The following is a 12558-nucleotide window of genomic DNA, read 5'->3' as shown; positions in this document are numbered from 1 at the left end:
GAAAGAATGATTAGCGAGCTATATTCTTTTTTCTCATTGCCCGCCAGACGCTCTTTGAGGCCCACCGTGAACACTGCCGTCAGCCCTTCTGCTCCGCAAACCCAATCGACAACGATTGAAGCGGCCATCCCTTTGGGTGACGTTTACATCGAGAAAGACACGCCACTGTTCATGCGCACGGTGCTGGCGCTGTTCGCGGGCGGCTTCGCGACGTTTGCACTGTTGTACTGCGTGCAACCGATGATGCCGGTGCTGTCTCAGGAGTTTTCGATCAATGCGGCGCAGAGCAGCCTGATTCTTTCGGTATCGACCGGCATGCTGGCAATCGGTTTATTGATCACCGGACCGATCTCCGACCGCCTCGGGCGCAAGCCGGTGATGGTTCTGGCGCTGTTTTGCGCAGCGATCTTCACCCTCGCCAGTGCATTGATGCCGAGCTGGGAAGGTGTGTTGATTACTCGAGCATTGGTGGGACTGTCGCTCAGCGGGCTGGCGGCAGTGGCGATGACCTACCTCAGCGAGGAGATCCACCCCAACCACATTGGTCTGGCCATGGGTCTGTATATCGGCGGCAACGCGATTGGCGGCATGAGCGGCCGGGTCATTACTGGCGTATTGATCGACTACGTCAGTTGGCACGTGGCGTTGATGGTGGTGGGTGTTTTGGCCCTGATAGCCGCTGCGGTGTTCTGGAAAATCCTCCCGGAGTCGCGCAACTTTCGAGCACGCTCGCTGCAACCGCGCAGCCTGATTGATGGCTTCGTCATGCAATTTCGTGATGCTGGCCTGCCATTGCTGTTCCTTGAAGCGTTCCTGTTGATGGGCAGCTTCGTGACCCTGTTCAACTACATTGGCTATCGTTTGCTGGCTGAGCCTTATCACTTGAGCCAGGCGGTCGTGGGATTGTTCTCGGTGGTTTACCTGTCAGGCATCTATAGCTCGGCGAAGATTGGTTCGCTGGCGGACAAACTCGGACGTCGCCAGGTGCTCTGGGCTGTCATCGTGTTGATGTTGGCAGGCATGGCCCTGACGATGTTTGAGCCATTAGCGCTGGTGGTCATTGGCGTGGTGATGTTCACCTTCGGCTTTTTCGGTGCGCACTCTGTGGCGAGCAGCTGGATCGGCCGCCGTGCACTCAAGGCCAAAGGCCAGGCATCGTCGCTGTATCTATTCAGTTATTACGCAGGTTCAAGCGTGGCCGGGACGGCGGGCGGAGTGTGCTGGCATTACGGCGGGTGGAACGGCATCGGGTTGTTTATTGGTGTGCTGCTGTTGATTGCACTGGGGGTGGCGCTGAAGTTGGCGAAGCTGCCGCCGTTGCAGGTGAAGACACAAATATAAGCGCTCCCTGTAGGAGCTGCCGAAGGCTGCGAAAGCGGTGTGTCAGGAATACACCTTCGTAGCCTTCGGCAGCTCCTACAGGGTCATTGCATTAACCGTGATACTGCGCCGACAACTCATGCACCGCTTCGATGAAAGCACCGGCATGTGCCGGGTCAACTTCAGGGGTGATGCCGTGGCCGAGGTTGAAGACGTGGCCATTGCCGCTGCCATAGCTGGCGAGAATGCGCGAGACTTCGGCGCGGATCGCTTGCGGGCTGGCGTACAGGACTGACGGGTCCATGTTGCCTTGCAGCGCGACTTTGTCACCGACGCGACGACGGGCGTCGCCGATGTTGGTGGTCCAGTCCAGGCCCAGTGCGTCGGCGCCAGTATCAGCCATGCTCTCCAGCCACAGACCACCGCCTTTGGTGAACAGGATGACTGGAACTTTGCGGCCATCATGCTCGCGAATCAGGCCGTTGACGATCTTGCGCATGTAGGCCAGCGAAAACTCCTGATAGGCGGCATCAGAGAGGCTACCGCCCCAGCTGTCGAACACCTGCACCGCCTGCGCACCCGCCAGAATCTGGCCATTGAGGTAAGCAATGACTGAGTCCGCCAGCTTGTCCAGCAGCAGGTGCATGGCTTGCGGGTTTTCGTAGAGCATGGCTTTGGACTTGCGATGATCCTTCGAAGAACCGCCTTCAACCATATAGGTGGCGAGGGTCCATGGGCTGCCGGAGAAGCCGATCAGCGGTACACGGCCATTCAATTCGCGACGAATAGTGCTGACGGCGTCCATCACATAGCCGAGGTCTTTTTGCGGATCGGGGATCGGCAAGGCCTCGATATCGGCCATCGTGTTGACGGTTTTCTTGAAGCGCGGACCTTCGCCGGTTTCAAAGTACAGGCCCAACCCCATGGCATCCGGAATAGTCAGGATGTCGGAGAACAGGATTGCAGCGTCCAGCGGATAACGCTCCAGCGGTTGCAACGTGACCTCGCAGGCGAACTCCGGGTTCATGCACAGGCTCATGAAGTCTCCGGCTTTGGCGCGGCTGGCGCGGTATTCCGGCAGGTAACGGCCGGCCTGGCGCATCATCCAGACAGGGGTAACGTCCACGGGTTGCTTGAGCAGGGCACGGAGGAAACGGTCGTTCTTCAAGGCAGTCATGTCGGCATCCGCAAAAAAAGTGCGGGCATTTTCTCAGACGCGGACGTAAAAGGCACGGACAGAGCCGTGCCTTTTATCTATCGGGTCGATTTGTCGCGGCGGGCTGAGTGAGCCAAATGAAGCTCGGCCACTCATTCCCGCTACGATGCCAGATGAAACAATGTCTGCATTAGTGCTGGGACAAGACCTTATCGAACACCAATACACCGGGCTGGCCCGGCTGTTTAACAACGCTGCCCGTTTCATCAACTATCAAGCGCTCGACAAGCTGTAATCGCCACGAGCCTCTGCCGGTAGAGCCTGGTATGCCTGTCAGATCGAGGGTAAAGATACTCCTGCCAGTACCCTTCTCCTTGTAGCCATGAAATCTTCCGCCACCTTCCTGGGCGTACTTTTCAGTGACGCTCTCTGCCGACTTCAGAAGTTTTTCCTTAATAAACGGATCAGCCTTTTTAAACGGCTTGGCTTCTTCAAACCCGGTCAGGTCCAACGTATAGCGCTTGGGTCCTTCGCTCGCGGCTGGCACCGTAGCCGTGGCACCGTTGGCGCCTTTTGCGCCTTTGGGCATGCCGCCTATCAACCCGGACCTGGCGTATACCCAGTTACCGCCCTGAGAGCGTATCGGTAGTTGGTAATAAGCGTCAGGGCGGCGAGGATCAATCAGCCGCCAGACCCCGCTGTCACGGTCATAGCGTACCTGGAAGGTTTTCCCATCCTGTTTTATATAAAAACGCGGTGCTGACCCTTGCTGTGCTTGCTCGTAGATTTCTTTAAAAATTCCATCCGTGCGCAGTCTCAAGCCATCCGGGCTGACGGCCAGAGCCGCCTTGCCTTTTAATTCAATGACAGTGGGGTATTTGCGAGGGGGGGATTTGATGTTGGTTTGTTTTGACGTCGGCAATGCTGCGGTCAGGAAGCTGGCCGCTGCAACAAAATACAAAGCGGAACTGTGGTCACCACCGTCCTCGTTTTTTATCGCCTTGGACATCGCATACAAACTGCGCACGGCTGCTACGGGTAACGCAACCCTGAACGGTGTGAAGCCTAGCGCAAAGTCTCCGACGGATCTGACGATTGACCAGGCACTTTCCCAGTTTACTTCCCAAGTACTTTTGGTCTTTTCATCAACGAGTGCAATTACGCGCTCCGCTTGGGCCTTATAGTTTGTCTCAAGAAAGTTTTCGGTGTGCAGTGCCACATCAATTATCAAATCCTGCCACTTGTTCTCCAACATCCACCTGATTCTGGGTCTCTGAGAGGGTTCAGCCTGAAGGACCAAATAATCCTGAAACTCGCTATCTCCCAATCTGGGACGCAGATCCTCAAGGCTGTTCAATTCAACGAAACACCGCCCATCCTTAGCCCCAGCGGTGTAAAGCACAGCGGAAGGAACGCTCAAGGGAGAGGCCAGTCCGAAAACCAGAAAGTCATTCAGGATCACCCTGTCATCCGGCTTGGTACCGGATGCAATGCGTAGCGAACCGACCCTTACTCGCCTGCCCTCCACCAAAGGACGAGCGCCATCATCGACCGGATGATCCAGAACGGCTTTGACCCACTTGTAGCCGCGATCTTCCTGGCCGTGCGGTGAGGTACCATTTTCAAGGTAATCTCCGGCAAGCTTGGCCTCTAACGCATCCAGTTGCATCTGAGCCTGCATGACTTGAGCAAAGCGCTCTTTGTACCACTCCCCTTCAGGAGAGTTGAGCAATCGCGCTCTCAAAAAAGCTTTGTAGGTCTCGCCAATATCCACTTCACGCACGAGCCTGTAAGCATCAAGCGCACCAAAACCATCGATCGGCCTGCCGACTGCGTCTCTCACTTGAGCACGCAACAGGAACAGAACATCGCTGAATGCTACGTTTTCCAGGCTTAGCTGGGTAAGGCTGACGGTGCGCGGCAATGAGGCCGAGTGGTCACCTCCAATATGTGGCAGGCCAATGCTTGAGCCGGTACCCCAAGGCTGTATAACCGGGATGTGAACCCTGATCAGATCAGGGTCCAGTTCAAGGCCGAATCCGGATTTGAGGTGATCCTGAAGTTTCTTACGGGCGAATTGGCGTAGTTCTCTGGCGACCTCAGACACGGCCAGCGTGGGTGAATCAGGAACTTGCGCTTCAAGCATGGCCTGGGTGTACGTCTGAACCGCATCCGCCCAGGCGAGTTTGTCTGCAGCAGACGCTTGCTTGAACCAGTCAGGTGCTAACGCATTATCGGTCTGGGCCGATGTTTCCAGTTCGAACCAGCCGCCGTTTTCTTTGACGACCAGATTACCTACCGTCGAGCGCAGCCCCGCTACGTCCCGCTCATGCTGCATGCCACACAGGCTGAGCTCATGAGGCTGCAGTAGCGAACCCAAAGCCAGATAAAAACTGTCGGTGGTCTGTCCGAAGCTGTTGATCTCACCTGTGCCAGGATTTTCTGCCCTATAAATACCATCACGGTCATGCCAGAGGACAATACGAGTGTCGTCGGGCTCCGTAGGTGAATAGCTGCTCTGGCCTGACTCGACAATCATCAATTCTCGGTCAAGCGTGTCCTTTAAAAGCCGCTGGACGAATTGCCGCGCCAAGGCATCGGTTTCAGGGTCATAAACCCGAGTATTCAATATGCCGTCTATGGCGCGATAGCGAACCCACTCTGCCCGCGAAGTCGTCAAAGCTGCCGCATGTTCTGCGGGTATTGTGCCGCTTAGCAGCAACTCGGAATCTTGACTTTCGGTCATCGGAACAGCTTGCAACAGGTCCCCCAGCCTTTCACTAGGCAGCTGTGGATTTAACTCGTGGAGCTTCACGAGCGACGGCAACCGGTCGGCCTCCGCAAGGGTCCATAGCGGCAAGAAAGGATTGGGTAAACCGGTTGGCGATTCGCTTTTGTTTGCCTGGGCATCGGCCAACAACGCGTCGAACAACAATCCACGTTCAGATCGCGCCATTCCTGCGAGCTGTTCGCGAAGCGTTACGATACGTCCGGAAATACTGTTGCTGCCATGGAAGTTGCCCCCCAGGCCAAGACCCGACGAGGCAGGAAGCTGACCAAGGATCAGCCGAAACAATGACTCCGGCCCCGTGGCGGGCTCATTGTGGTTTAGAGAGTACGTGCCATCATCCTGCTGGACGAGCACTACGGCGTACAGGGCAATACTCTGGTCATTGTCCTTCAGGTATCCCGCGACCTCCCCCTCGTCATCAAGCACTGTGATCTGCGTATCCGCGGGCCACTGGGGTAAACGAGTCAGCATGGCGAACAACAATCCGTCGCCGCCTTCAGGAAAAAAATCTTTCTCGGTAAAACGCTCGGCAAATTGATCAAGAATCCGGTCAGCATGCTGGCGGGCACGGTGCTCACGGACCGCGCTGATGCTCGGCAAGAATGTATTCGACGCCTCGGCAGTCGAAGGAGTGGACAAGGTTGCATCTTGAGACATGGCTATTTCCTTATAGCGTCATGTATGACAAGGAAATCAACGTGACACTGATTTCCCGTAGATCAGGCAATCCTAGTCCCTCTGCAAGACGGAAAAACGTAACGGAAATACGCAGCAAAAGAGTCAGCGAGCCAGCAGGTAGTGGCCATGGATGGGTGCAAAGAAGGGGATGAAGCTGGAGGAGGTATTAGCGCTGGGGTCGGGCGGAGAGTTACTTCAATCAGCGTTACTGCGCAGAGTTGTTGCAGGGTTTGTATCAGCGATTTTCCGTTGGAGCGCCGGAGTGGCGCTCCACTTTGCTCGAGAATCAGGCGGCGCGGTGTATCAGGCAAATCATAGAACCAGCGGGGGCAGTGCTTGCCGCGATGCGGACACCGCGATCTATCAGGCGGATCGCGTTATCGTTCATCGCGAGCAAGCTCACTTCTACACGGGATCGCTTAGACGCCCAGGTAGTCCAGAATCCCTTCGGCCGCATTACGGCCTTCAAAGATTGCAGTTACCACCAGGTCAGAGCCGCGCACCATGTCGCCACCGGCGAAGATTTTCGGGTTGCTGGTCTGGTGTTTGTACTGCGCCTGTTCCGGGGCGATGACGCGGCCCTGGCTGTCGGTCTGGATGCTGAACTGCTCGAACCACGGCGCAGGGCTTGGGCGGAAGCCGAAAGCGATGACCACGGCATCAGCCGGGATGATCTCTTCCGAGCCAGGAATCGGCTCAGGGCTGCGACGGCCACGGGCATCCGGCTCGCCGAGCCGGGTCTCGACGACCTTCACGCCTTCAACCTTGTCTTCGCCGACGATGGCGATCGGCTGACGGTTGTAGAGAAACTTCACGCCCTCTTCCTTGGCGTTCTTCACTTCCTTGCGCGAACCCGGCATGTTTTCTTCGTCGCGACGATAAGCGCAGGTCACCGATTTGGCGCCCTGGCGGATCGACGTGCGGTTGCAGTCCATAGCCGTGTCACCACCGCCGAGCACCACAATCCTCTTGCCTTTCATGTCGACGAAATCTTCCGGCGCCTTTTCAAAGCCCAGGTTGCGATTGACGTTGGCGATCAGGAAGTCCAGCGCATCGTGCACGCCCGGCAAGTCTTCACCGGCAAAGCCACCCTTCATGTAGGTGTAGGTGCCCATGCCCATGAATACGGCATCGTATTCTTCGAGCAGTTGCTCCATGGTCACGTCCTTGCCGACTTCGGTATTGAGACGGAACTCGATACCCATGCCGGTGAACACTTCGCGACGATGGCTCAATACGGTTTTTTCCAGCTTGAACTCGGGAATACCGAAGGTCAGCAGACCGCCGATTTCCGGATTCTTGTCGAACACCACCGGAGTCACGCCGCCACGCACGAGTACGTCAGCACAGCCCAGACCCGCAGGACCAGCGCCGATGATCGCGACGCGCTTTCCGGTCGGGACCACTTTGGACATGTCCGGACGCCAGCCCATGGCGAACGCGGTGTCGGTGATGTACTTCTCCACCGAACCAATGGTCACAGCGCCAAACCCGTCGTTCAGGGTGCAGGCACCTTCACACAGGCGGTCTTGCGGGCAGACGCGGCCGCAAACTTCCGGGAGGGTGTTGGTCTGGTGCGACAGCTCGGCGGCAGCCAGGATGTTGCCTTCCGCAACCAGCTTCAGCCAGTTGGGAATGAAGTTGTGTACCGGGCATTTCCACTCGCAGTACGGGTTACCGCAACCCAGGCAACGGTGAGCCTGATCGGCCGACTGTTGGGGTTTGAAAGGTTCGTAGATTTCCACGAACTCTTTCTTGCGCTGACGCAGCAGCTTCTTCTTCGGATCTTTACGCCCGACATCGATGAACTGGAAGTCGTTACTTAGACGTTCAGCCATTTGGAGCCTCTTCACGGCAGCTTCAAGCGACAAGCTTCAAGCTGCAAGAAATCAAATTCTGTTCGACCCACTGAGCTGCAAGCTTGTAGTTTCAAGCTTGCAGCTCGTGGCTGCTTTTATTGCGGATTGGCGCGGGTGCTGGAGAGCAACGACTTCAACGAAGCAGCCTTCGGCTTGACCATCCAGAAGCGGCGCAGGTAATCGTCCAGGTTTTCCCAGACGTTACGGCCCCACTCGCTGTCGGTTTCCTCGACGTACTCAGCCAGTACACGCTCCAGATGGCTGCGATAGGCTTCCATCGCTTCGCCGCTGATGCGCTGGATTTCAACCAGTTCATGGTTGACCCGGTCAACGAAGGTGTTGTCCAGGTCCAGCACGTAGGCGAAACCACCGGTCATGCCGGAACCGAAGTTGTAGCCGGTCTTGCCCAGTACGCAGACAAAGCCACCGGTCATGTATTCGCAGCAGTGATCGCCCGTGCCTTCCACGATGGTGTGAGCACCGGAGTTACGCACCGCGAAACGCTCGCCTGCCGTACCGGCCGCAAACAATTTGCCGCCGGTTGCACCGTACAGACAGGTGTTGCCGATGATGGCGCTTTCCTGTGTCTTGAACGGGCTGCCTTTTGGCGGAACGATCACCAGCTTACCGGCCGTCATGCCTTTGCCGACGTAGTCGTTGGCGTCACCTTCCAGATACATGTTCAGGCCACCGGCGTTCCATACACCGAAGCTCTGCCCGGCGGTGCCTTTGAAACGGAAGGTGATCGGTGCGTTGTTCATGCCCTGGTTGCCGTGCAGCTTGGCGATTTCGCCGGAAATCCGTGCGCCGATCGAACGGTCGCAGTTGCAGATATCCAGTTCGAACTCACCGCCGCTCAGGCTCTGAATGGCCGGTTTGGCCATTTCAACCATACGCTCAGCCAGCAGGCCTTTGTCGAACGGCGGGTTACGATCCACCAGGCTGAACTGAGGTTTATCAGCCGGGATGTGGTCGCTGCCCAGCAGTGGCGTCAGGTCCAGGTGCTGTTGCTTGGCGGTTTCGCCCGGCAGGATGTCGAGCAGATCAGTACGGCCGATCAGCTCTTCCAGCGAACGCACGCCCAGTTTGGCCAGCCACTCGCGGGTTTCTTCTGCCACGTAGGTGAAGAAGTTGATCACCATGTCGACGGTGCCGATGTAGTGGTCTTTGCGCAGCTTCTCGTTCTGAGTGGCGACGCCGGTGGCGCAGTTGTTCAGGTGGCAAATGCGCAGGTATTTGCAGCCCAGCGCGATCATTGGCGCAGTACCGAAACCGAAGCTTTCAGCGCCGAGAATCGCAGCCTTGATCACGTCCAGACCGGTTTTCAGACCACCATCGGTCTGTACCCGGACCTTACCGCGCAGGTCGTTGCCACGCAGGGTCTGGTGAGTTTCGGCCAGACCGAGTTCCCACGGAGCGCCGGCGTATTTGATCGACGACAGCGGCGAAGCACCGGTGCCGCCGTCATAGCCGGAAATGGTGATCAGGTCGGCGTACGCCTTGGCAACACCGGCGGCAATCGTACCCACGCCTGCTTCAGCAACCAGCTTGACCGAAACCAGCGCATCCGGATTGACCTGCTTGAGGTCGAAAATCAGCTGCGACAAGTCTTCGATGGAATAGATGTCGTGGTGCGGCGGCGGTGAAATCAAGGTCACGCCCGGCACTGCATAACGCAGTTTGGCGATCAGACCGTTCACTTTACCGCCCGGCAGTTGCCCGCCCTCTCCCGGTTTGGCGCCTTGAGCAACCTTGATCTGCAACACGTCGGCGTTGACCAGATACTCAGGGGTCACACCAAAACGGCCAGTAGCGATCTGTTTGATTTTCGAGCTGCGGATGGTGCCGTAGCGCGCAGGGTCTTCGCCGCCCTCGCCGGAGTTGGAGCGTGCACCCAGACGGTTCATGGCCTCAGCCAGCGCTTCGTGGGCCTCTGGCGAGAGCGCACCGAGAGAAATCCCGGCCGAGTCAAAGCGCTTGAGGATTTCCGCCAGCGGCTCGACTTCGTCGATGGACATCGGCGTGTCGAGGGTCTTGACCTGGAACAGGTCGCGAATCATCGACACCGGACGCTTGTCTACCAGCGAGGTGTATTCCTTGAACTTGCTGTAGTCGCCTTGCTGCACAGCAGCTTGCAGCATGCTGACCACGTCCGGGTTGTAGGCGTGGTATTCCCCACCGAACACGAACTTGAGCAGGCCGCCCTGCTGGATCGGCTTGCGCGGGCTCCAGGCTTCATTGGACAGCAGCTTCTGCTCGGCTTCGATATCGACGAAGCGTGCACCCTTGATGCGGCTAGGCACACCACGGTAGCTCAGTTCGCACACTTCTTCGGAAAGGCCGATGGCTTCGAACAACTGCGCACCGCGGTACGAAGCGATGGTCGAGATCCCCATCTTCGACAGGATCTTGAGCAGGCCTTTAGTAATGCCTTTACGGTAGTTCTTGAACACCTCATAGAGGTCGCCCAGCACTTCACCAGTACGGATCAGGTCGCCCAGCACTTCGTAGGCCAGGAACGGGTAAACCGCCGAAGCACCAAAGCCGATCAACACCGCAAAGTGATGCGGGTCACGAGCCGTGGCGGTTTCAACCAGGATGTTACTGTCGCAACGCAGGCCTTTTTCGGTCAGGCGGTGGTGCACAGCACCAACAGCCAGAGAGGCGTGAGCAGGCAGCTTGCCCGGCGCAATATGGCGGTCAGTCAGGACGATCTGGGTACGACCGGCACGCACGGCTTCTTCAGCCTGATCGGCGATGTTACGCACAGCCGCTTCAAGGCCGATGCTCTCGTCGTAGTTCAGGTCGATGATCTGCCGCTCGAAACCTGGACGCTCCAGAGTCATCAACGAGCGCCACTTGGCCGGAGAAATGACCGGCGAGCTGAGGATCACGCGGGAAGCGTGCTCTGGCGACTCCTGGAAAATGTTGCGCTCGGCACCGAGGCAGATTTCCAGCGACATGACGATGGCTTCACGCAGCGGGTCGATCGGCGGGTTTGTCACCTGCGCGAACTGCTGACGGAAGTAGTCGTAGGGCGAACGCACGCGCTGCGACAGGATCGCCATCGGCGTGTCATCGCCCATGGAGCCGACCGCTTCCTGGCCTTGTTCACCCAGCGGACGCAATACCTGATCGCGCTCTTCGAAGGTGACCTGATACATCTTCATGTATTGCTTGAGCTGGTCGGCATTGTAGAAAGCCGAACCATGGTCGTTGTCTTCGATGGTCGCCTGGATACGCAAAGCGTTCTTGCGCAACCATTGCTTGTACGGATGACGCGACTTCAAGCGGTTGTCGATCGCGTCGGTGTCGAGGATCTGGCCGGTTTCAGTATCCACGGCGAAGATCTGACCCGGACCGACACGGCCTTTGGCGATGACGTCTTCCGGTTTGTAGTCCCACACGCCGATTTCCGACGCGAGAGTGATGTAGCCATTCTTGGTGGTGACCCAGCGCGCCGGACGCAGACCGTTACGGTCAAGCAGACACACCGCGTGGCGACCTTCGGTCATTACGACGCCGGCCGGACCATCCCACGGCTCCATGTGCATGGAGTTGTACTCATAGAACGCCCGCAGATCGGGGTCCATGGTTTCAACGTTCTGCCACGCAGGCGGAATGATCATGCGCACGCCACGGAACAGGTCGATGCCACCGGTAACCATCAGCTCCAGCATGTTGTCCATGCTCGAGGAGTCGGAACCTACGCGGTTGACCAACGGGCCCAGCTCGTCCAGATCCGGAATCAGTTCGTTAGCGAACTTGGTGCGACGGGCCTGCGCCCAGTTGCGGTTGCCGGTGATGGTATTGATCTCGCCGTTGTGGGCGAGGAAGCGGAACGGCTGGGCCAACGGCCATTTCGGCAAGGTGTTGGTCGAGAAACGCTGGTGGAACACGCAGATCGCGGTTTGCAGGCGCTCGTCGCTCAGGTCCGGGAAAAATGCCGTCAGGTCGCGCGGCATCATCAGACCTTTGTAGATGATGGTCTTGTGAGAAAAGCTGCAGATGTAGTGATCGGTGTCTTCAGCGTTGGCGACCGAAGAACGGCGACGGGCGCTGAACAGCTTGATTGCGAACTCTTGATCGCTCAGGCCTTCACCGCCAATGAACACCTGCTCGATTTTCGGCAGACGCTCCAGGGCCAGACGACCCAGCACGCTGGTGTCGATTGGCACCTGGCGCCAACCGACGAGGGTCAGGCCAGCGGCGAGGATTTCGCGATTCATGTTCTCGCGGGCAGCGTCTGCTTTAGTGTCGTCCTGATTGAGGAACACCATGCCCACAGCGTATTGACGCGGCAGCTCATTACCAAAGTGCTCTTTGGCAACGGCGCGCAGGAACGCGTCCGGTTTTTGAATCAACAGCCCGCAACCGTCTCCGGTCTTGCCGTCGGCGTTGATCCCACCACGGTGGGTCATGCAGGTCAGGGCTTGGATAGCCGTCTGCAACAGGTGATGACTGGGTTCGCCCTGCATGTGGGCAATCAGGCCAAAACCACAGTTATCCTTGAATTCATCTGGATGGTACAGACCTGCTTTCATAGACACTTTCTCACCAGGCTGCCTCTTTCCGAGGCAAATTTCTTTTCAATTCAACCAGTTACCTCACGCGCTGAACGTACGCCAGCTTAGCGGGAGCAAAAGGGAGGTCATTGTACACAGCGACACAAAGCCTCACAAATTTAACGACGAACAGTCGTAAATTCGTGTCGCATTTATGAACGTTTATAGCTGGATGCTGTGCTAGCCGAA

5 protein-coding genes are annotated in these 12558 nt (G+C 57.4%); 1 reads left to right on the top strand and 4 read right to left on the bottom strand.

The window, feature by feature from the left end; translation table 11 throughout:
• Window positions 1–114 precede the first annotated feature (114 nt).
• On the top strand, window positions 115–1341 hold the full coding sequence (locus AUC60_RS19195) for an MFS transporter (RefSeq protein WP_420800744.1): 1227 nt from the start codon (window positions 115–117) through the stop codon (window positions 1339–1341).
• Between the two features lie 91 nt (window positions 1342–1432).
• Here the strand turns inward: AUC60_RS19195 and hemE are convergent, their stop codons facing one another.
• From hemE to gltB, 4 genes are all read right to left on the bottom strand, one after another.
• A complete protein-coding gene (gene hemE / locus AUC60_RS19190; RefSeq protein WP_087271154.1) occupies window positions 1433–2497 on the bottom strand; it encodes a uroporphyrinogen decarboxylase in 1065 nt (354 codons plus the stop codon).
• Window positions 2498–2666: 169 nt separating this feature from the next.
• Window positions 2667–5924 (bottom strand): dermonecrotic toxin domain-containing protein, encoded by a 3258-nt coding sequence (locus tag AUC60_RS19185; protein ID WP_087271151.1) that lies wholly within the window; start codon window positions 5922–5924, stop codon window positions 2667–2669.
• A gap of 440 nt (window positions 5925–6364) precedes the next feature.
• Complete coding sequence (locus tag AUC60_RS19180) at window positions 6365–7783, bottom strand: FAD-dependent oxidoreductase (protein WP_087271148.1); 1419 nt, start codon at window positions 7781–7783, stop codon at window positions 6365–6367.
• Window positions 7784–7899: 116 nt separating this feature from the next.
• Window positions 7900–12348, bottom strand: coding sequence for a glutamate synthase large subunit (gene gltB / locus AUC60_RS19175; protein WP_087271145.1), 4449 nt, complete (start codon window positions 12346–12348; stop codon window positions 7900–7902).
• Window positions 12349–12558: the final 210 nt, after the last annotated feature.

This window comes from Pseudomonas caspiana (genome assembly GCF_002158995.1).
Lineage (GTDB): Bacteria > Pseudomonadota > Gammaproteobacteria > Pseudomonadales > Pseudomonadaceae > Aquipseudomonas > Aquipseudomonas caspiana.
This window is presented reverse-complemented; position numbering and strand designations above follow the sequence as displayed.

Bases quoted from the DNA above. Each gene is read 5' to 3' on its own strand.
- gltB (WP_087271145.1), bottom strand. From the start codon at position 12,348: ATGAAAGCAGGTCTGTACCATCCAGATGAATTCAAGGATAACTGTGGT.
- AUC60_RS19180 (WP_087271148.1), bottom strand. From the start codon at position 7,783: ATGGCTGAACGTCTAAGTAACGACTTCCAGTTCATCGATGTCGGGCGT.
- hemE (WP_087271154.1), bottom strand. From the start codon at position 2,497: ATGACTGCCTTGAAGAACGACCGTTTCCTCCGTGCCCTGCTCAAGCAA.
- AUC60_RS19185 (WP_087271151.1), bottom strand. From the start codon at position 5,924: ATGTCTCAAGATGCAACCTTGTCCACTCCTTCGACTGCCGAGGCGTCG.